Genomic DNA, 18,809 nt, shown 5'->3' with positions numbered 1-18,809 from the left:
TCAGTCGTTCGCGGGCTTGGCGGTGGGATCGAGCACGTCGGTCAGCGTCGCCTTGACCACGCGGACGCGGACGTTGGGCGCGATCTCGACCTCGACCAGTTGCTCCTCGACGCGGGTCACCTTGCCGACGATGCCGCCCGCCGTGGTGACCTGATCGCCCTTCTTGACCGCCTCGATCGACGCCTGCAGCGTCTTCATCCGGCGCTGCTGCGGGCGGATCATCAGGAAATAGAAGACGACGAAGACGAGGAGCAGCGGCGCGAGGCTGAGGAACGAGGCGGCTCCGCTCGATGCGGCGGCGCCGGATGCGGCTGCCATCGCGGCGACTGGGGCGGTGATGGGAATGAACATTCGGACCCGTCTATGCTGAATGGGCACGGGTACCGGCCGACCGTTGACGATCGACAAGCCCCCATGTCGGATAGCCTGCCCGCTACCATCGCAGGCGGACAGGCGCAATGGAGAGGCGGATGTGGTGTCGGCAGTATCGCAACATCAAGGCTTGCATCGCGGAGAAAACCCGCCTAGAGGCCGCCGCTCGGTCGGGGCGTAGCGCAGCCTGGTAGCGCATCACACTGGGGGTGTGGGGGTCGCAGGTTCGAATCCTGTCGCCCCGACCAATCTTCTACTGACATCGGTGGACGAGGACGAAGCGGGCGAAAGCCCGCTTTTTTCGTTTCTGGCGTTTTCTGCTTTCACCGTGGAGTGAAGCGCGGGAGGTTTGGCTTCACGGCGGATCAAAGCGATCCAAGCTAAATGGCGGCTATAGGTGGAACCCGGTCCGGCAGCTTTGGAGCGTGGCGACGCAGAACCTACCGATCGCTTTCAGCGCTCCCACTTCCATAAGCTTGCAGCCGATTGATCGTACAGGTCCTGAAGCGAGGCGATCTGATTGTCCCGAAAATGGATTGTGAGCACGAGGTCACCATACGGCAAACTGGCCGTGCAGAGCCCCGCCTGCGAGTTTTCCATCGTGAAGCAACTCGCCAGCGACCGAGGGGGCTTCTGACCAGTCTCGGCTGGCAAATCATACGTCCAGAAAACGCCATCACTTACTCTGCGCAGCGGCTGGCCACGCCACGAAAGCGGACTAGTTGCGCAAACGGTCGAGTTGATGCGCGCCGCCGTTCCCGCCGCACGGGCACACATACGCTGCTTGCTCGCCACCCCCACTAGGTTCAGGTCAGGTAGGAGCGCTCCGGGATTAAGATAAAACGAGAACCCGTCGCGTGGATCGAGTGCTGGAAGGAAGAACGGCGCATCGTTTTCCAAAATGGCGTTTGCCTCGGGAATGTCAAAGACCCGCCCCTCTAATTGCCGCTCGGCCGATGCCGAACACCCGCCGAGCAAGCCGGCAATTGCTAAAGAAGCTGCGAAGAGCCGCCTGTCCATGCTCGTACGCTAAGAGGGATATGTACCTTCCGCAATCAGGCGAAACAGACGTCGCAGCCGATGTCCGCTATTGGGCGAAAGCCGCCGCCTCTACCGAACTGCCATTCCCGCCACCGCGATTTGCGACAGCAAATTCGCTCGTACCGCATCCGAAACCGGAGGCAATGGCCGCGCCGCCTTGCCGTGGCGCAGGCGTTCGCGGTCCTTTTCGTCCGGCTCGACGACGCGTACCCGCACCGCCGCCTTGCCGACCGCGCGCAGGCCGAGTTGTTCGGCGGCGCCGCGCGACAGGTCGATGATCCGCGACGATCCCGCGAACGGCCCGCGATCGTTGACCCGCACGATGATCCGCCGCCCGGTGTCGAGCGCCGTCACCTCGACATAGCTGGGCAGGGGCAGGGTGGTGTGCGCCGCCGTCGCCCAGCCGGGACGGAAACGTTCGCCGTTGGCGGTGCGCTTGCCTGATTCGCCGCCATACCAGCTGGCATAGCCGAGCATGTCATAGGTCGTGTCCTCGGCGGGGACATAGGTGATGCCCCGCACCGTATAGGGCTTGCCGATCCGCACCGGAAAATCGCTGACCGGCCGGTAATTGCCACCCGAACAGGCCGCGACCAGGCAGGCCGCCGCCGGTGTCCATCGGCGCATCGCTTTCCAAACCACCATAGCCTGTCGATTAGGCTTACGGCGCGGTGGTATAAAGCCGTTTGCGTGTCCGTTCGGCGCAGACTATCCCCGTGCCGACCGGCAGCGGCTTTCAGCCACGCCGCCGGACTATCGCATCGGTGCCCCTCGGGGCTTCAAACGGGAATATGGTGCAAATCCATAGCTGTCCCTGCAACTGTAAGCGGTGAGCGCGTGATGCCGGTTCCTGCAACAGGGAACAGCCACTGGAGTGATCCGGGAAGGCCGCATTGCCGACGCTTCGACCCGCAAGCCAGGAGACCTGCCGATGCGAGTCGCTCTTGCCGCGATCCAGGGGATGGTCATGGCCAGGATATATTGTATCATGCGAGCGACGCCATAGGGCGACCTGAATTGGAACCCGGCCCGGCGTGCGCCCGTCGAAGGTGGGGGACGACCGCGACAGCGGAAGGTCGGCCTGAGTCGCAACGGCGCCGTTAAGGCATGATCCGCCCATGTCCGAAGTTTCCGCCCGACCATCGTTGAAGCGTCGCGTCACCCTGCTGATGGGCGCGCTGATCGTCGTGAATATCGCCGTCTGGGGTTGGGCGCTGAGCGTCTTTGCGGGCAACAGCCTGATGCTCGGCACGGCTTTGCTCGCCTATAGCCTGGGGCTGCGCCATGCGGTCGATGCCGATCACATCGCCGCCATCGACAATGTCACGCGCAAGCTGATGCAGGACGGCCAGCGGCCGATCGCGGTCGGCCTGTGGTTCGCTCTCGGCCATTCCGCCATCGTCCTGATCGCGGCGACCACCGTGGCGCTGGCCGCCAGCACCCTGTCCGACTTCGAGGCGTTCGGCCAGAGCGGCGGGACCATCGCTACCATCGTCTCGGCGAGTTTCCTGTTCGCCATCGCGATCATGAACCTGATCATCCTGCGCGATGTCTGGACCCGTTTCCGCCGTGTCGCGCGGGGCGAACCGATGGCGGAAGCCGATGCCGACATGATGTTTTCGGGGCAGGGGCCTTTGTCGCGTCTGTTCGGGCCGCTGTTCCGGCTGATCCGGCGGAGCTGGCACATGGCGCCGCTGGGGTTCCTGTTCGGGCTGGGCTTCGACACCGCGACCGAGGTGGCGATCCTCGGCCTGTCGGGTTCGCACGCGGCGGACGGCGTGTCGCTGGCGACGATCCTGGTATTCCCGGTGCTGTTCGCGGTCGGCATGGCGTTGATCGACACCGCCGACGGGCTGGTGATGCTGGGTGCCTATGAGTGGGCGTTCGTCCATCCGCTGCGCAAGCTCTACTACAACATGACGATCACTCTGGTCTCGGCGCTGGTCGCGCTGGTGATCGGCGGCATCCAGGCGACCGCGCTGCTCGCCGAGCGGTTCGGCTGGACGGCCGGGCCGTTCCGTTATGCGGGTGCGCTGGCCGAGCATTTCAACGTGCTGGGTTTCGCCATCGTCGGGCTGTTCGTCCTGTGCTGGGGCGCGAGCTTCCTCCTCTATCGCTGGCGCGGGTTCGCGGCGATGGAGGCGCGAATTGCCAAGCCCGGCGCGGCGGGATAAATGCCGCTGATCGGAGGGTGATAAGCCGTCCGAAGATCGCGCCGGTGCCCGCAAGGGCTTTAAACGGGAATGGGGTGCAAATCCCCGGCTGTCCCTGCAACTGTAAGCGGTGAGCGAGCGATGCTGGTGCTCCTATGAGGGCACGGCCACTGGAGTGATCCGGGAAGGCGCATCCTTTTGCTTCGACCCGCGAGCCAGGAGACCTGCCGGCGTCATGGTCGCTCTTGCCTGGACCCAGGGGGTGGTCGGGGCACGGTTCTCCGTCGGGGAGCGACGAAGCCATGCGGCCGGGGCCGCATCGGTCGCCGGTTCAGCGGGGTGGACGCATGTCGCGCGCCCGTCCGTCACCGCTCCGGCGATCGGCCCCGCGTCCGCGCTCGCTCGTCCGGCGCGTCGGAGAATTACCATGCGTGACCTTTCCAAGGTCCCCGTCACCATCGTCACCGGCTTTCTGGGCGCGGGCAAGACCACGCTTATCAGCCATCTGATCCGCCATGCGGGCGGCCGTCGCCTGGCGGTGGTGGTCAACGAATTCGGCACTTTGGGCGTCGACGGCGACATCCTTCAATCTTGCGCGATCCCCGATTGCCCGGCGGAGAATATCGTCGAGCTGGCGAACGGCTGCATCTGCTGCACCGTCGCCGACGACTTCATCCCCACGGTCGAGAAGCTGCTCGCGATGGAGCCGCGCCCCGATCACATCCTGATCGAGACCTCGGGTCTGGCGCTCCCCAAGCCGCTGCTGAAGGCCTTTGACTGGCCCGCCATCCGCTCGCGCATTACCGTCGACGGCGTGGTGGCGCTGGCCGATGCCGAGGCCGTCGCGGCGGGCCGCTTCGCCCCCGATCTCGACGCGGTCGAGGCGCAGCGCGCCGCCGACCCCAGCCTCGATCATGAAACGCCACTGTCGGAGGTGTTCGAGGACCAGCTGGCTTGCGCCGATATCGTCCTGCTGACCAAGGCGGACCTTGCCGGGCCGGAGGGTGTCGCCAAGGCGCGCGAAATCATCGCCGCCGAGGCGCCGCGCCCGCTGCCGATGGTTGAGGCGGTCGACGGCATCGTCTCCGCCGAGATCGTGCTGGGGCTGGAAGCCGCCGCCGAGGACGACATCGCGGCGCGCCCCTCTCACCATGACGGCGCGGACGATCACGAGCATGACGATTTCGACAGCATTTCGGTGATGCTGGGCGAGGTGGAGAGCCCCGAGGCGATCGCCGCGCGGATCGTGACGCTGGCCGAGCAGCAGGACATCCTGCGCGTGAAGGGCTATGCGGCGGTCGCGGGCAAGCCGATGCGGCTGCTGGTCCAGGCGGTCGGTCGCCGGGTGCGCACCAGCTATGACCGCCCCTGGGGCGCGGGCGAGCCGCGCGGCACGCAACTGGTCGTCATCGCCGAGCATGACCGCATCGACCGGCCTTCGATCGAGGCCGTGCTGAAGGGCTGAACACGTGCATCTCGTCTTTCGCGAGAGCCATGGGCTGGAGGAACAGGCCGTTCCACAGGATCTGGGGCAGCGCCCCGGTGACGTGGTCGTGCTGTCCTTCTCCGACAGCGACCTCAGCGCCTTTGCGGCGGGCTGGCGGGCGGGGGGATTTTCCTGGTCGCTGCGGCTCGCCAATCTGGCGGCCTTGGTCCATCCGCTGTCGGTCGACACCTATGTCGAGCAGACCTTGGCGCATGCGAAGGCGATCCTGATCCGGCTGATCGGCGGCGCGGCGTACTGGGAATACGGCCTGCGCGAGGTCGAGCGGCTGGCACGCGAGCGGGGTATCGCGCTGGCCGTGCTGGCAGCGGATGGGCGTGAGGACCGGCGGTTGGTGGCGGCGTCGACCGTGGGGGAGGCGGTGGTGCGGCGGTTGACCGCGCTGTGCGATGCGGGCGGGGCGGATGCGGCTGCTCTGGCTTTGCGCGAAATCGTAGCGTTGTCGCCTGCGGCCCTTACCCCTCCCCAACCCCTCCCCCTGCCGGGAGAGGGGCTTTTGCTCGGCACGACTGCCCCGAGCACGCCCCTCCCGCAGGCGGGAGGGGATGGGGGAGGGCCGTCTCCACAAGTGGCGTCGCTCGTGGCCTTGCCCCTCCCCAACCCCTCCCCCTGCCGGGATAGGGGCTTTCAACTGGCCCCCCTCGGAGGTTGGTCCCCGAACGGCCCGGCCTGCCCGGCCGCCACCCTGCTGACCACAACTCGCCCCCGCATCCTCATCACCTTCTACCGCGCCTATCTCGCCGCCGCCGACCTCGAACCCATCGCCGCCCTCCACGCAGCCCTGGCCGAACGCGGCTTCGACCCCGTCGCCCTATTCATCCCCTCGCTGAAGGCCGAGGGCGCAGGCCCCTGGGTCGCGCGCTGGGTCAAGGCTCTCACCCCCGCCGCGATCGTCAACGCCACCGCCTTCTCGGCACGCGGTGAGGACGACGCCACCCCGCTCGACGGCGCGGGCGTGCCGGTGTTCCAGGTCGCGCTCGCCACCAGCGACCGGGCGGGCTGGGAGGGTGCCGCGCGCGGCCTGTCGCCCGCCGACCTCGCCATGCATGTCGTCCTGCCCGAGATCGACGGACGCCTGTTCGCGGGCGTGGTCAGCTTCAAGCAGCCGGGAGAGCGCGACCCCGACTTCGATATCGCGCTGCGCCTCCACCGCGCCGAGCCCGAGCGCATCGCGGCGGTGGCGGACAAGGTGGCGGGCTGGGCGAGGCTGGCGACGACCCCGGCGGCGGAACGGCGGCTGGCCATCCTGCTGTCGACCTATCCGGGCAAGGACTGGCAGGCGGCGCACGCGGTCGGACTGGACGGCTTCGCCTCGACGGCGGCAATCCTCTCCGATCTGCGCGAGGCGGGTCATGATGTGGAACCGCAGCCCGATCTGCCCGCCGCGCTGCTCGGCAACCGAGTCACCTGGCCGCTCGCCGCCTATCATGAGGCGCTGGCCGCTCTGCCCGAAAGTCTGCGCACCGACCTTGCCGAAAGCTGGGGCGCGGCGGAAGAGGATCCGCTGGTCCAGGGCGACCAGTTCCAATTCCCCGCCCTCATGCTCGGCAAGGCGATCGTCGCGCTCCAGCCCGAGCGCGGGCGACGCGAGGCTCGGGCGGACGAGTATCACGACCTCTCGCGCTGCCCGCGCCATTCCTATGTCGCCTTCTATCTCTGGCTGCGTGCGCAGGGGATCGATGCGCTGGTCCATGTCGGCGCGCATGGCACGCTGGAGTGGCTGCCCGGCAAGGCGGTCGCGCTGTCCGGCGCCTGTTGGCCCGAGGCGCTGACCCGCGACTGGCCGGTCCTCTATCCCTTCATCGTCAACGATCCGGGCGAGGCGGCGCAGGCCAAGCGGCGGCTGGGCGCGGTGACGATCGGCCATGTCCCCCCGGCGCTGGTCCAGGCGGAGACCGGCGCGGGGCTGGGACGGCTGGAGGCGTTGCTCGACGAATATGCCAATGCCGATGGCCTCGACCCCGCCCGCCGCGACCGGCTGCGCGCCAGCATTGCCGAGGAGGCGGACAGCGTCGGCCTGGGCGAGGCGCTGGGGCTGGCGGGGGCGGAGGATCCGCTTGCCCGGATCGACGCATTCGTCTGCGATGTGAAGGACAGCCAGTTCGGCGAGGGGCTTCACGTCTTCGGGCGCGGTGAACAGGGCGCGGCGGAGCGGGCCGGGTTGCTCGCCGGGCTGGATGGAAAGCGCGTTCCGGCGGGGCCTTCGGGTTCGCCCTATCGCGGGCGCGCCGATGTGCTGCCCACGGGGCGCAACCTTTACGCCATCGACCCGCGCGCGGTGCCAAGCCGGGCCGCGCATCTCCAGGGCGTCAAGCTCGCCGAGGAATTGATCCGCCGCCATATGCAGGAGGAGGGCGATCACCTGCGCACCCTGATCGTCGATCTCTGGGGCTCGGCGACGATGCGCACGGCGGGCGAGGAATTCGCCATGGCGCTGCACCTGATCGGGGTCGAGCCGGTCTGGGACCATCGTTCCGAGCGGGTGACGGGGTTCGAGGTGATGCCGCTGATGCGCTTCGACCGGCCGCGTGTCGATGTGACGTTGCGCGTCTCGGGGCTGTTCCGCGACGCCTTCCCGCATCTGGTCGCGCTGTTCGGGCAGGCGGTGCGTGCGCTCGGCCAGCGGGACGAAACGGCCGAATGGAATTCGTTCGTCGGACAGGGGAGCCCGCGCGTCTACGGCCCCGCGCCGGGACGCTATGGCATCGGGCTGGACCCGAATGCGGGCTATGACGAGGCGGCACGGATCGAGGCGGGGCAGAGCTGGCTCGCCGCCTCGTCGACCGCGCTGGACGATGGCGACCGGCGCGATGCGGAGGGGATCGCGGCGCGGGTGGCGGCGGCGCAGGCGTTCGTCCATCTCCACGACCTGCCCGAAAGCGATTTGCTGCTCGCCGCCGATTATGCCGCGCATCAGGCGGGTTTCGCGGCGGCGCGCGTGGCGCTGGGGGAGGGGGCGGCGGCGCTCTATCATCTCGACACCCGCAACCCCGCCAGCCCCAAGGCGCGGACGCTGGCCGAGGAGATCGCGCGCACCGTCCATGCCCGCGCCGCCAATCCGCGCTGGGTGGCGGGGATGATGGCGCATGGTTTCCGGGGTGCGGCGGAGATCGCCGCGACGCTCGACCATCTGGGCAGCTTTGCGCATCTGGCGGAGGCCGTGCCCGCCGCGCTGATCGACCTGTATTGGGATGCGACCTTGGCGCAGGACGCGGTGCGCGACTTCATGGCGCAGGCGAACCCGGCGGCGTTGAAGGCGATGGAGGCGCGCTTTGCGGCACTTCATGCCGCGGGGTTGTGGCGGACGCGGCGCAATTCGGTGCTCGCGATGCTGGACGGCGCGGCATGAGCGGTTTCGTGGTCAAGGGCTGGTGCCCCGACGCGTTCCGGCCGATGATGGCGGGCGACGGGCTGCTCGTTCGCGTTCGTCCGCCGCTGGGACGGTTGACGGCGGAACAAGCCGAAGGGTTGTGCGCGGGCGCGATCCGCCACGGCAATGGCCAGATCGACCTGACGGTGCGTGCGAACCTGCAAATCCGGGGTGTGGCCGAGGCGAACTGGTCCACGCTGCTGGCGGAGTTGCAGGCGTTGGGGCTGGTCGATGCCGATCCGGTGTCGGAGGGGCGGGGGGCGATCCTTATCAACCCTGATTGGCGTGAGGGTGACGATACCCATGCCATCGCCAGCGAGTTGCGGGCGCGCCTGGCCGAACTGCCCGAACTGCCGGGCAAGGTGGGCTTTATCATCGATGCGGGGCCGTCGCCGATAGTAACGGACGCGCCCGGGGATTTCCGTATCGAGAGAACCGCCACTGGCACCCTGGCGCTGCGCGGGGATGGGCGGTCGACCGGTGTCGCCGTGACGCGGTCCAACGCGGTCGACGCCCTGATTCGGCTGGCGCATTGGTTCAGCGAAAGCGGCGGACACGCGGCCGGGCGAATGGCGCGTCACAAGGTGGCCCTGCCCGACTGGGCCGAAGGCGACGCCGTACCCGCACCCGGCAAAGCGATGCAGCCAGGCGCGCATCCGATCGGTGCGGTCTATGGGCTGCCCTTCGGCCGGATCGACGCCGCCTCGCTGGCGGCGTTTGTTCGTTCGCATGGTTGCGTCCTTCGCCTCACCCCTTGGCGGTTGCTGATCGCGGAAGGCATCGCACCGACCCCCGCCGCCGGAATGCTGCTGGCCGACAGTCCCATTCTGCGCGTCGATGCCTGTGTCGGCGCGCCCGCCTGTCCGCAGGCGAGTGTCGAAACGCGTGGGTTGGCCGTCCGGCTAGCACCGCTGATCGACGGCCGCCTGCACGTCTCGGGTTGCGCGAAGGGCTGCGCGCGGGCACGGACAGCGGACTGGGTGCTGACCGGGCGGGAGGGGGCTTTCGATCTGGCCAGACACGCCCGCGCCGGGGCCGCGCCCCTTCACACCGGATTGACGCCCGAGCGGGCGGTCGCGCTTCTCGGAGCCTGTTGATGCCGTACACTTACGAAACCGATGGCGCGGCGATCTATCGCCAGTCCTTCGCCATCATCCGCGCCGAGGCGGAGCTGGCGCGCTTCGATGCGGAGGAAGAGCCGGTCGCGGTGCGCATGATCCATGCCGCCGGGCTGGTCGAACTGGCGCCGTCGATCCATTTCTCGGCCGGTTTCGCGGTGGCGGGGCGGCAGGCGCTGGCGAACGGCGCGTCGATCCTGTGCGACGCGCATATGGTCAGCGAGGGGGTCACGCGCGCCCGGCTGCCTGCCGACAATCCGGTGATCTGTACGCTGCGCGACCCTGCCGTGCCCGCGCTGGCCACGGAAATGGGCACGACCCGTTCCGCCGCTGCGCTAGAGCTGTGGCGGCCGCATCTGGCGGGTGCGCTGGTGGCGATCGGCAATGCGCCGACCGCGCTCTTCCATCTGCTGACCATGCTGGAAGACCCCGGCTGCCCGCGCCCGGCGGCGATCATCGGCTGTCCGGTCGGTTTCGTCGGCGCGATGGAGTCGAAGGACGCGCTCTGGGAAGCGCAGCCCGTGCCGTGCGCCATCGTGAAGGGCCGCCCCGGCGGCAGCGCGATCACGGTGGCGGCGATCAACGCGCTGGCGAGCCGCGCCGAATGACGGGGACCGTTCACGGCGTGGGCTTGGGGCCGGGCGCGGCGGATCTGATGAGCGTGCGCGCCGATCGCCTCGTGCGCGGGGCGCGGCATGTCGCCTATTTCCGCAAGGCCGGACGGCGCGGTCATGCACGCACCATCGTCGAGGGCATGCTCCGCGACGATGTGGTCGAATATCCAATGGACTATCCGGTCACGACCGAGATCCTGTTCACCGACCCGCGCTATAATGAGTGCCTGTCGGCCTTCTACGCGCAGTGCACCGCACATATCCTGTCGCTGGTTCAGGGCGGCGAGGATGTGGTGGTGCTGTGCGAGGGCGATCCGTTCTTCTACGGATCGTTCATGCACTTGCACAGCCGGTTGAAGGATCATGTGCCCGTCGCGGTGGTGCCCGGCATCACCGGTATGTCGGGCGCCTGGACCGCCAGCGGCGCGCCGATCACCTGGGGCGACGATGTGCTGACCGTCGCGATGGCGACCCTGCCGGAGCCGGAACTGACCCGCCGCATCGCCGAGACCGACGCGCTGGTCGTCATGAAGATCGGCCGCCACTTGCCCAAACTGCGCCGCGCGATCGCGGCGGCGGGGCGGTCGGATCAGGCTTGGCTGGTCGAACATGCCGCCCAGGCCGGGGAGCGGGTCCGCCGACTGGCGGACGTGGAGGACGCGCCTGTTCCCTATTTCTCGATCGCGCTGATCCACGGACAGGGGCGGCGGCCATGAGCGGCTGGCTGATCGTTGTCGGGCTCGGGCCGGGCGCGGAGGCGATGGTCACGCCAGAGGTATCGGCGGCGCTCGCCGAGGCGACCGATGTCGTCGGCTATATCCCCTATGTCGCGCGCGTCCCCGAGCGGCCCGGCCTGACCCGCCATGCCAGCGACAACCGGGTCGAGCGCGACCGCGCGCTCCACGCGCTGGAGATGGCGGAGGCGGGCCGCCGCGTCGTCGTCGTATCCTCGGGCGATCCGGGGGTGTTCGCGATGGCGGCGGCGATCTTCGAGCGGGTCGAGGAAGATCCTGCGCGCTGGCACGATCTCGACATCCGCGTGCTGCCCGGCATCACCGCGATGCTGGCGGCGAGCGCGCGGGTGGGCGCGCCGCTGGGCCATGATTTCTGCGCGATCAACCTCTCCGACAATCTCAAGCCGCAGGCACTGATCGAGCGGCGGCTGGCGCTGGCGGCGGAGGCGGATTTCGCCATCGCGCTCTACAATCCCCGGTCCAAAGCGCGGCCCGACGCGCTGGATGCGGCCTTTGCGCTGCTGCGTGAGACATGCGGGGACGACCGCCCGGTGCTGTTCGCCCGCGCCGTCTCGACGTCCGAGGAAGTCTTGCGCATCGTACCCCTGCCGGAAGCGCGCGGCGAGATGGCCGATATGCGCACCATCGTCATCATCGGCTCCAGCCGCACGCGGATGATCCCGCACGCGGGGCGCCCGATCCTCTACACCCCCCGGACGACGCCGTGATCCAGCCAGTCCAGCACGGCCGCGACGCTGCCGACCTGCGGGCGGGGCGGAATGAAGGGCCGGTCGATCATGACGACCGGCAACCCGAGTTCTCGTGCCGCATCGAGCTTCGCCCGCGCACCGGAGCCGCCAGCATTCTTGGCGACGACTACCTGAATCCGATGTTCACGCAGCAGAGCCAGTTCGCCCGCCAGCGTGAAGGGACCGCGATCCACGACCAGATGGTGGCGGGGCAGCGCTGGCGGTGCGGCGGCATCGACGAAGCGCAGCAGGTAGAAATGCTGCGCCGCGCTGGCGAAGTCGCCGATGGTTTGGCGTCCGAGCGCCAGGAAGACGCGCGCGGGATCGGAGCCGAGCGCGCCTACCGCCTGTTCGGTATCCGCCACGTGGGTCCAGCGGTCGCCGGGCGTCTCCACCCATTCGGACCGGGTCAGCGCGAGAAGGGGCACGCCCGCCAACTCCGCCGCCGCAATCGCATTGGCACTGATCCGCGCGGCAAAGGGATGGGTGGCGTCTACCAGATGGGTCACGCCTCCGCGGCGCATATGGTCGGCCAGCCCCTCGATACCGCCGAACCCGCCGACCCGCGTCGGGATTGCCTGGGCGCGCGGAGCCTCGGTTCGACCCGCATAGCTCAGCACCGCGCGCTCGCCGCGCGTCGCCAACGCAGTGGCCAGGGCGCTCGCCTCGGTCGTGCCGCCGAGCAGAAGGATGTGGCGCATGGCTGACTCCCAGGCGTGGCTGACGATCGTCGGGATCGGCGAGGATGGCTGGAACGGCCTGACCGCCCCCGCGCGCGCCGCGATCCTGGCGGCCGATAGCGTGATGGGCGCGCCCCGTCACCTGTCGCTGCTGGCCGAGCAGGGCCGGGCCGAGCGGATCGTCTGGCCCGTCCCCTTTGCCGATGGCGTTCCCATGCTGCTCGAACGCCGGGGCGAGCGGGTGGTGATGCTCGCCTCGGGCGATCCCTTCTGGTTCGGGGCGGGATCGGTCGTGACCCGCCATCTGGAGCCCGGCGAGTGGGTCGCCTATCCGGCCCCGTCCACCCTGTCGCTGGCGGCGGCGCGGCTGGGCTGGCCGGTCGAGACGATCCACAGCGTCGGCCTTCACGCGCGGCCCGTCGAGACGCTGCGTCCGCTTCTGACGCCAGGGCAGCGTATCCTGGCGCTGATGCGCGACGGCGCTTCGGTGACGGGGCTGGCCGCCTGGCTGGCCGAGCAGGGCTTCGGCGACAGCGCACTGACCGTGCTGGAGGCGCTGGGCGGTCCGCGCGAGCGGGTGCGGGCCTGCACGGCGGACGCGCTCGACTGGACCGAGATCGCCCACCCGGTCGCGGTGGCGATTGAGCCTGCCGGGTCGGGCCGTGTCCTGCCGCGTGCGAGTGGCCTGGACGATGACTGGTTCGCGCATGACGGACAGATCACCAAGCGCCCCGTCCGCGCGCTGGCGCTCTCGGCGCTCGCCCCGCGATCGGGCGAGTTGCTGTGGGACATCGGCACCGGATCGGGATCGGTGGCGATCGAATGGCTGCTGAGCGACCCGACCACCCGCGCCATCGGTTTCGAGCGGGATCCCGCACGCCTCGCCCGCGCCGCCGACAATGCCGCGCGGCTGGGTCTGACCCGGCTGGACCTGATCGAAGGCGATGCGGTTTCGGAGCTGGCCGAGCGTCCGCACCCCGATGCGGTGTTCGTCGGCGGCGGTTTGTCGCGACCGTTGGTCGAGGCGCTGCGGGCACTGCCGCGCTGTCGCCTGGTCGCGCACGCCGTCACGCTGGAGACCGAGGCGCTGCTGGCCGAATGCCATGCCCGTTATGGCGGGGAGCTGCTGCGCATCGAACTGGCGCGCGCACGACCGCTCGGCACCAAGCGGGGGTGGAAGGCGAGCTATCCCATCGTGCAGTGGCGGGTCGCATGGTGATCGCCGGGTTCGGATGCCGGGCGGAGGCGACCTCCGAGTCCTTCCGCAGCGCGCTGGCCGCCACCGGCATGCGCCCCGATGCGCTGGCCGTGCCCGCTGACCGGGCCGGGGTGATCGCGCCCTTTGCCGAGGCGGAGGGGCTGGCCGTCCACCCCGTCGCCGCCGATCTGCTGTCAGGCATCGACACCCCGACCCGCTCGACCGTCAGTTTGGCCGCGCGCGGGGTCGGCAGCGTCGCCGAAGCCGTCGCGCTGGCCGCCGCCGGGCCGGGCGCGCGGATCGTCGGCCTGCGTGTAATTTCCTCCGACCGCATGGCGACCTGCGCCATCGCCCAGGGACATTGAGATGACCGTTCACTTCATCGGCGCCGGACCCGGCGCTCCCGATCTGCTGACCCTGCGGGGCCGCGATCTGATCGCCGCCTGCCCGGTCTGCCTTTATGCCGGATCGCTGGTGCCGGAGGCGGTACTGGCGCATTGCCCGCCGGATGCGAAAATCGTGAACACCGCGCCGATGACGCTCGATGAGATCATGGCCGAGATTGCGGACGCCCATGCCAAGGGCCAGGACGTGGCCCGGCTCCATTCCGGCGACCTGTCGGTCTGGTCGGCGATGGGTGAGCAGGTGCGGCGTTTGCGCGAACTGGGCATCCCCGTCTCGGTGACGCCGGGCGTGCCGTCCTTCGCAGCGGCGGCTGCGGTGCTGGAGAGCGAACTGACCCTGCCCGGCATCGCGCAATCGGTGATCCTGACCCGCACCCCCGGCCGCGCCAGCGCCATGCCGGAGGGCGAGTCGCTGACCGCCTTCGCCGCGACCGGCGCGACGCTGGCCATCCATTTGTCGATCCACAATCTGGACAAGGTCGTCGCCGACCTGACCCCGCATTATGGTGCCGACTGCCCGGTCGCGATCGTCTGGCGCGCCAGCTGGCCCGAGCAGCGTATCGTCCGCGCGACGCTATCGACCATCGCGGAGGCCGCCGCCGATGGGCCGGAGCGGACCGCGCTGATCCTGGTCGGCCGGGTGCTCGATCAGAGCGATTTTGCCGAGAGCCGCTTATATGCGGAGGGCTATGACCGCCGCTATCGTCCTGGGAACAGCGTAGAATGACGCCGGGTCTGATGATCGCCGCGCCCGCCTCGGGCACCGGCAAGACGACGGTGATGCTGGGCCTGCTCCGCGCGTTTCGTGACGCGGGGCTGGCCGTGCAGCCATTCAAGAGCGGCCCCGACTATATCGACCCCGCCTTCCACCGTGCGGCCTGCGGGCGGGCATCGTTCAACCTCGACGGCTGGGCGATGCCGGCGACGCTGCTCGATACGTTGGGACAGCGCGGGGCGGATGCCGAGCTGGTGCTGGCGGAAGGTTCGATGGGCCTGTTCGACGGCGTCGCCAGACCCGGTGCGACCGGCATGGGCAGCAGTGCCGAGACGGCCAGGCGCATGGGCTGGCCGGTGATCCTGGTCATCGACGTATCCGGACAGGCGCAATCGGCGGCGGCGACCGCGCTGGGCTTCGCGCGCTACGATCCCGAATTGCGGGTGGCGGGCGTCATCCTCAACCGGGTGGCGAGCCCGCGTCACGAGCGGCTGGCCAAGCTGGGTTTCGAGGAAATCGGCCTGCCGGTCTTCGGCGCGCTGCCCCGGCGCGGCGATCTGGTCCTGCCCGAGCGGCATCTGGGGCTGGTGCAGGCGGTCGAACATCCCGAACTCGACCGGCTGATCGGCGACTATGCGGCGTTTCTGGCAGCGCATGTCGATCTGGAGGCGGTCCGCGCGGCGGCCTATGCCAAGCCCGTCACGCCCGCGTCCGGCACCCTGCCGCCACCGCCCGCGCAGCGGATCGCACTGGCGCAGGATGCGGCCTTTTCCTTTGTCTATCCGCATATGCTGGAGGGCTGGCGCGCGGGCGGGGCGGAGATATTGCCCTTCTCGCCGCTCGCCGATGAGGCCCCCGATGCCGCGGCCGATCTGGTCTGGCTGCCCGGCGGCTATCCCGAGCTTCATGCCGGACGGCTGGCGGCGGCGGAGACGTTTCGCGCCGGTCTCGCCGCCCATGCCGCGAGCAAGCCGATCCATGGCGAGTGCGGTGGCTATATGGCGCTGGGCGAGGCGCTGATCGATGCGGAGGGTGTCAGCCACCGCATGGCCGGTCTGCTGGGCCTCGTGACCAGCTATGCCAAGCGCAAGATGCATCTCGGCTATCGCCGCGCGACCCTGCTGGGTGAGGTGGCCGGGATGCCCGAGGGGGCGGTGCTGGGCGGGCATGAATTTCATTACTCAACCGTGCTCGAACAGCCCGATGCAGCCCTTGCCCATGTCGTGGACGCGCAAGGCGAGGCGGTGCCCGAAACCGGATCGCGGCGGGGGGGCGTGACCGGCACTTTCTTCCATCTGGTGGCGCGTTGGTGGTGATTGGGGTGGTGAGTGGGGTGGTGAGCGGGTTCGTCTCCCTTGTCGGCGCAGGGCCGGGCGATCCGGAACTGCTGACGCTGAAGGCGGTGCGCTGTCTGGGCGCGGCCGATGTCGTGTTGTTCGACGATCTCGCCGCCGGGCCGATGCTGAGCCATTGCCGCGCCGACGCCGAACTGATCGCGGTCGGCAAGCGTGCGGGCCGTGCCTCGCCCAAGCAGGGCGAGATCGACCGGCTGCTGGTCGATCATGCGCTGAGCGGCAAGCGCGTCGTCCGGCTGAAGTCCGGCGATCCGGGTATCTTCGGGCGGCTGGAGGAAGAGATCATCGCCTTAAAGGCCGCCGCCATTCCCTTCGAGATCGTCCCCGGCGTCAGCACGGCGAGCGCGGCGGCGGCGGCGGCGGGCCTGCCGCTGACCCGGCGGTCCGAGGCGCGGCGGGTGCAGTTCGTGACCGGCCATGACGTCACCGGCGCGCTGCCCGCCGACCGCAACATGGCGGCGCTGGCGGATGCGGGCGCGACGACCGTGGTGTTCATGCCGAAGCGGACATTCCCTGCGCTGGTCGAGGCGCTGGTCGCGCATGGCCTGTCGCCGGAAACCCCCGCGCTGATGGCCGAGCATGTCGGCTGCCCCGACCAGCGGCTGACCCGCGCGACGATCGGTGCGCTGGCCGCGCAGTTGGCGCAAGGGGTGTCGGACAAGGCCGCGCTGATCCTCTACGGCCCGCTGATGGAGGATCTGTGATCCATCTCGACCTGATCGGCATCGGCACGGGTAATCCCGATCACCTGATCCGCGCGGCGGAGACGGCGATGCGGAACGCCGACCTGATCCTGCTGCCGCGCAAGGAAGACAAGGCCGAGCTGATCGACCTGCGCCGCGACATCTGTGCGCAGGTGCTGGCGGGTACAAGCGTGCAGGTGGTCGAGTTCGACCTGCCGGTACGCGCCGCCGAGGGCGCTTATCTCGATACGGTCGAGCTTTGGCATGATGCGATCGCCGAACGCTGGGCGGCGGAGATCGCGGCGCATCTGCCGCGCGGCGGGCGGGTGGCGCTGCTCGTCTGGGGCGATCCGTCGCTTTACGACAGCACGATCCGCATCGCGCGGCGACTGGTCGCGGTGGAGCGGGTCACGGTGGTGCCGGGGATCACCAGCCTGCAACTGCTCTGCGCCGCGCACGCCATTCCGTTCAACGCGGTCGGCGCGCCGGTGATGGTGACGACCGGGCGGCGCCTGCGCGAGGGCGGCTGGCCCGAGGGGGCGGACAGCGTGGCGGTGATGCTCGACGGGGGCTGTGCGTTCACCACGCTGGACCAGCCGGATGCGGTGATCTGGTGGGGGGCGTATCTGGGCATGGCGCAGGAGGCGGTCGAGGCCGGGCTGCTGGCGGATGTGGCGGATCGGATCGTGGCGCGCCGGGCGGAACTGCGGCGGGTCCATGGGTGGATCATGGATGTGTATCTGCTGCGGCGGAGTGGGGATTTGGTGGGGGAGGAGGCGTGATAGAGCCCGTCCTTCTGCCACGCACCGCTCCCCTCCCGCAGGCGAGTTGCGGGTCGGCCATGCCCCCGGCATGGCCTGAACGATGCGGGGCATCGTTCACCCGCAACTGGGCTGGGGGAGGGCCTCGCCCCAAGCCGTGTCGCCCGTGGCTGAGCCCCCACCCCAAACCCCTCCCCCCTGCCGGGAGGAGGGGCTTAGAACTCGATCCCTTTCTGTGCCTTCACGCCCTGTTCGCGGAAGGGATGCTTCACCTGCGTCATGTCCGTCACCAGATCCGCCGCCTCGATCAGCGCGTCCGGCGCATTCCGCCCGGTAATGACGACATGCGTCATCGCGCCCTTGGTGCTCAGCACCTCCAGCACCTCGTCCACCGGCAGATAGTCGTAGCGAAGTACGATGTTCAGCTCGTCCGCGACGATCAGGTCGTAGGACGGGTCGGCGATCATGCGCTTGACCTCTTCCCACGCGGTGCGCGCGGTGGCGATGTCGCGACTGCGGTCCTGGGTGTTCCAGGTGAAGCCTTCGCCCATCGCGTGGAAATCCACCTCGGGAAAGCGCGCCAGCACCGCCGCCTCGCCGGTGGTCATCGCGCCCTTCACGAACTGGACCATGCCGACGCGCATGCCGTGGCCGACCGCGCGCATCACCATGCCGAGCGCGGCGGTCGTCTTGCCCTTGCCCTTGCCGGTATGGACGATGATCAGGCCCTTTTCGGCGTCGCGGGCGGCGACCTTGCTGTCCTGCGCGGCCTTTTTCTTGGCCATGCGCTCGGCATGTTCGGCGTCGGTTCGCATCATTTCTCTCCTGAAAGCCGCAAGGGAAGCCCCGCCACCACCAGATCGGTCGCATCGCACACCCGCGCCAGCCGCTGGTTGAGCGTGCCTTGCGCATCGCGGAAGCGACGGGCGAGCGCATTGTCGGGGACGATGCCGAAGCCGACCTCGTTGCTGACCAGCACCACCGGGCCGGGTGCGTTTGCCAGCGCCGCGACCAGCGCGTCGCCCGCCGCCGCCAGGTCTTCTTCGCCGTGCAGCAGGTTGGTCAGCCAGAGCGTCAGGCAGTCGACCAGCAGCACCCGGTCGGCCCGGCTATGCTGGGCGACCGCTTCCGGCAGGGCCATGGGCGCTTCGACGGTCGTCCAGCGTTCGTCGCGATCGGCCTGGTGCCGGGCGATCCGGTCGCGCATCTCGTCGTCCCAGGCCTGCGCGGTCGCGATGAAGCAGCCGGTGGGCGTCATCGCTTCGGCCAGTGCCTGCGCATGGCGGCTCTTGCCCGACCGGGCGCCGCCGAGGACCAACAGGGTGCGGGGCTTCGTCATGCCGGTCCGCATCGCGGGA

Annotated in this window: 19 protein-coding genes, 1 tRNA gene and 2 riboswitches; of the genes, 14 read left to right on the top strand and 6 right to left on the bottom strand. The window is 69.3% G+C overall.

The genetic code is table 11. The annotated features are described in order from the left end of the window. Window positions 1–318, bottom strand: coding sequence for a preprotein translocase subunit YajC (yajC, locus tag ACWKSV_RS09420; RefSeq protein ID WP_237243427.1), 318 nt, complete (start codon window positions 316–318; stop codon window positions 1–3). A gap of 225 nt (window positions 319–543) precedes the next feature. Between yajC and ACWKSV_RS09415 the strand changes: the two genes are divergently transcribed. After that, window positions 544–620 (top strand) — tRNA-Pro (locus ACWKSV_RS09415). A gap of 205 nt (window positions 621–825) precedes the next feature. Here ACWKSV_RS09415 and ACWKSV_RS09410 read toward each other — a convergent pair. Both ACWKSV_RS09410 and ACWKSV_RS09405 read right to left on the bottom strand, forming a co-directional pair. Further along, complete coding sequence (locus ACWKSV_RS09410; RefSeq protein WP_076717244.1) at window positions 826–1,392, bottom strand: hypothetical protein; 567 nt, start codon at window positions 1,390–1,392, stop codon at window positions 826–828. 90 nt (window positions 1,393–1,482) lie between these two features. Next, window positions 1,483–2,040 carry a septal ring lytic transglycosylase RlpA family protein gene (locus tag ACWKSV_RS09405; protein ID WP_076718349.1) on the bottom strand — a complete coding sequence of 186 codons (558 nt, stop codon included), beginning with the start codon at window positions 2,038–2,040 and terminating at the stop codon, window positions 1,483–1,485. A 118-nt stretch (window positions 2,041–2,158) separates the two neighbouring features. After that, a riboswitch (cobalamin riboswitch) is annotated at window positions 2,159–2,360 on the top strand. Window positions 2,361–2,531: 171 nt separating this feature from the next. Here ACWKSV_RS09405 and ACWKSV_RS09400 point away from each other — a divergent pair. The 7 genes from ACWKSV_RS09400 to cobJ all read left to right on the top strand — a co-directional run bounded on the left by ACWKSV_RS09400 (window position 2,532) and on the right by cobJ (window position 11,634). Continuing rightward, window positions 2,532–3,587 carry a HoxN/HupN/NixA family nickel/cobalt transporter gene (locus ACWKSV_RS09400; RefSeq protein WP_076717242.1) on the top strand — a complete coding sequence of 352 codons (1,056 nt, stop codon included), beginning with the start codon at window positions 2,532–2,534 and terminating at the stop codon, window positions 3,585–3,587. Window positions 3,588–3,612: 25 nt separating this feature from the next. Beyond that, a riboswitch (cobalamin riboswitch) is annotated at window positions 3,613–3,812 on the top strand. A 181-nt stretch (window positions 3,813–3,993) separates the two neighbouring features. Continuing rightward, window positions 3,994–5,031 carry a cobalamin biosynthesis protein CobW gene (cobW, locus tag ACWKSV_RS09395; RefSeq protein ID WP_076717240.1) on the top strand — a complete coding sequence of 346 codons (1,038 nt, stop codon included), beginning with the start codon at window positions 3,994–3,996 and terminating at the stop codon, window positions 5,029–5,031. A gap of 4 nt (window positions 5,032–5,035) precedes the next feature. Then, window positions 5,036–8,419 (top strand): cobaltochelatase subunit CobN, encoded by a 3,384-nt coding sequence (gene cobN, locus ACWKSV_RS09390; protein WP_076717238.1) that lies wholly within the window; start codon window positions 5,036–5,038, stop codon window positions 8,417–8,419. Further along, on the top strand, window positions 8,416–9,537 hold the full coding sequence (locus ACWKSV_RS09385) for a ferredoxin-like domain-containing protein (protein WP_076718347.1): 1,122 nt from the start codon (window positions 8,416–8,418) through the stop codon (window positions 9,535–9,537). Before cobN ends, ACWKSV_RS09385 begins: the two co-directional genes overlap by 4 nt. Continuing rightward, window positions 9,537–10,166, top strand: a complete 630-nt coding sequence (locus ACWKSV_RS09380; RefSeq protein WP_076717236.1) for a precorrin-8X methylmutase — start codon at window positions 9,537–9,539, stop codon at window positions 10,164–10,166. The genes ACWKSV_RS09385 and ACWKSV_RS09380 overlap by 1 nt, the downstream gene beginning before the upstream one ends. Next, complete coding sequence (gene cobI / locus ACWKSV_RS09375; protein WP_076717235.1) at window positions 10,163–10,888, top strand: precorrin-2 C(20)-methyltransferase; 726 nt, start codon at window positions 10,163–10,165, stop codon at window positions 10,886–10,888. Before ACWKSV_RS09380 ends, cobI begins: the two co-directional genes overlap by 4 nt. Further along, window positions 10,885–11,634 carry a precorrin-3B C(17)-methyltransferase gene (cobJ, locus tag ACWKSV_RS09370; RefSeq protein WP_191864541.1) on the top strand — a complete coding sequence of 250 codons (750 nt, stop codon included), beginning with the start codon at window positions 10,885–10,887 and terminating at the stop codon, window positions 11,632–11,634. The genes cobI and cobJ overlap by 4 nt, the downstream gene beginning before the upstream one ends. On the opposite strand, the gene ACWKSV_RS09365 is transcribed toward cobJ, so the two are convergent. Further along, complete coding sequence (locus tag ACWKSV_RS09365; protein WP_191864542.1) at window positions 11,610–12,356, bottom strand: cobalt-precorrin-6A reductase; 747 nt, start codon at window positions 12,354–12,356, stop codon at window positions 11,610–11,612. The genes cobJ and ACWKSV_RS09365 overlap by 25 nt on opposite strands. On the opposite strand from ACWKSV_RS09365, the gene cbiE reads away from it, so the two are divergent. Genes cbiE through cobF form a run of 6 tightly spaced genes read left to right on the top strand, consistent with a single transcriptional unit; the run spans window position 12,355 to window position 17,472 of the window. Further along, window positions 12,355–13,554 (top strand): precorrin-6y C5,15-methyltransferase (decarboxylating) subunit CbiE, encoded by a 1,200-nt coding sequence (gene cbiE / locus ACWKSV_RS09360; protein WP_076717231.1) that lies wholly within the window; start codon window positions 12,355–12,357, stop codon window positions 13,552–13,554. The genes ACWKSV_RS09365 and cbiE overlap by 2 nt on opposite strands. Beyond that, entirely contained in the window at window positions 13,548–13,898 is a 351-nt protein-coding gene (locus ACWKSV_RS09355) for a cobalamin biosynthesis protein (protein ID WP_076717230.1), read from the top strand. The genes cbiE and ACWKSV_RS09355 overlap by 7 nt, the downstream gene beginning before the upstream one ends. 1 nt (window position 13,899) lies before the next feature. Further along, window positions 13,900–14,664, top strand: a complete 765-nt coding sequence (gene cobM, locus ACWKSV_RS09350; protein ID WP_076717228.1) for a precorrin-4 C(11)-methyltransferase — start codon at window positions 13,900–13,902, stop codon at window positions 14,662–14,664. Continuing rightward, window positions 14,661–15,968 (top strand): cobyrinic acid a,c-diamide synthase CobB, encoded by a 1,308-nt coding sequence (locus tag ACWKSV_RS09345; RefSeq protein WP_076717226.1) that lies wholly within the window; start codon window positions 14,661–14,663, stop codon window positions 15,966–15,968. The genes cobM and ACWKSV_RS09345 overlap by 4 nt, the downstream gene beginning before the upstream one ends. Window positions 15,969–15,988: 20 nt before the next feature. Next, window positions 15,989–16,711, top strand: coding sequence for a uroporphyrinogen-III C-methyltransferase (gene cobA / locus ACWKSV_RS09340; RefSeq protein WP_076717225.1), 723 nt, complete (start codon window positions 15,989–15,991; stop codon window positions 16,709–16,711). Further along, window positions 16,708–17,472: a precorrin-6A synthase (deacetylating) gene (cobF, locus tag ACWKSV_RS09335; protein ID WP_076717223.1), complete on the top strand. Its 765-nt coding sequence runs from the start codon at window positions 16,708–16,710 to the stop codon at window positions 17,470–17,472. The genes cobA and cobF overlap by 4 nt, the downstream gene beginning before the upstream one ends. A 194-nt stretch (window positions 17,473–17,666) precedes the next feature. Here cobF and cobO read toward each other — a convergent pair whose 3' ends face one another. Further along, window positions 17,667–18,266, bottom strand: coding sequence for a cob(I)yrinic acid a,c-diamide adenosyltransferase (gene cobO / locus ACWKSV_RS09330; RefSeq protein WP_443026367.1), 600 nt, complete (start codon window positions 18,264–18,266; stop codon window positions 17,667–17,669). After that, window positions 18,266–18,790, bottom strand: a complete 525-nt coding sequence (gene cobU / locus ACWKSV_RS09325) for a bifunctional adenosylcobinamide kinase/adenosylcobinamide-phosphate guanylyltransferase (RefSeq protein WP_076718345.1) — start codon at window positions 18,788–18,790, stop codon at window positions 18,266–18,268. The genes cobO and cobU overlap by 1 nt, the downstream gene beginning before the upstream one ends. Between the last annotated feature and the right edge of the window lie 19 nt (window positions 18,791–18,809).

The sequence above is a fragment of the Sphingomonas sp. SphC10 genome, from assembly GCF_057004845.1.
This window is presented reverse-complemented; position numbering and strand designations above follow the sequence as displayed.

Coding starts and splice junctions, on each gene's coding strand:
- yajC (WP_237243427.1), bottom strand. CDS start 318: ATGGCAGCCGCATCCGGCGCCGCCGCATCGAGCGGAGCCGCCTCGTTC.
- ACWKSV_RS09410 (WP_076717244.1), bottom strand. CDS start 1,392: ATGGACAGGCGGCTCTTCGCAGCTTCTTTAGCAATTGCCGGCTTGCTC.
- ACWKSV_RS09405 (WP_076718349.1), bottom strand. CDS start 2,040: ATGCGCCGATGGACACCGGCGGCGGCCTGCCTGGTCGCGGCCTGTTCG.
- ACWKSV_RS09400 (WP_076717242.1), top strand. CDS start 2,532: ATGTCCGAAGTTTCCGCCCGACCATCGTTGAAGCGTCGCGTCACCCTG.
- cobW (WP_076717240.1), top strand. CDS start 3,994: ATGCGTGACCTTTCCAAGGTCCCCGTCACCATCGTCACCGGCTTTCTG.
- ACWKSV_RS09385 (WP_076718347.1), top strand. CDS start 8,416: ATGAGCGGTTTCGTGGTCAAGGGCTGGTGCCCCGACGCGTTCCGGCCG.
- ACWKSV_RS09380 (WP_076717236.1), top strand. CDS start 9,537: ATGCCGTACACTTACGAAACCGATGGCGCGGCGATCTATCGCCAGTCC.
- cobI (WP_076717235.1), top strand. CDS start 10,163: ATGACGGGGACCGTTCACGGCGTGGGCTTGGGGCCGGGCGCGGCGGAT.
- cobJ (WP_191864541.1), top strand. CDS start 10,885: ATGAGCGGCTGGCTGATCGTTGTCGGGCTCGGGCCGGGCGCGGAGGCG.
- cbiE (WP_076717231.1), top strand. CDS start 12,355: ATGGCTGACTCCCAGGCGTGGCTGACGATCGTCGGGATCGGCGAGGAT.
- ACWKSV_RS09365 (WP_191864542.1), bottom strand. CDS start 12,356: ATGCGCCACATCCTTCTGCTCGGCGGCACGACCGAGGCGAGCGCCCTG.
- ACWKSV_RS09355 (WP_076717230.1), top strand. CDS start 13,548: ATGGTGATCGCCGGGTTCGGATGCCGGGCGGAGGCGACCTCCGAGTCC.
- cobM (WP_076717228.1), top strand. CDS start 13,900: ATGACCGTTCACTTCATCGGCGCCGGACCCGGCGCTCCCGATCTGCTG.
- ACWKSV_RS09345 (WP_076717226.1), top strand. CDS start 14,661: ATGACGCCGGGTCTGATGATCGCCGCGCCCGCCTCGGGCACCGGCAAG.
- cobO (WP_443026367.1), bottom strand. CDS start 18,266: ATGCGAACCGACGCCGAACATGCCGAGCGCATGGCCAAGAAAAAGGCC.
- cobU (WP_076718345.1), bottom strand. CDS start 18,790: ATGACGAAGCCCCGCACCCTGTTGGTCCTCGGCGGCGCCCGGTCGGGC.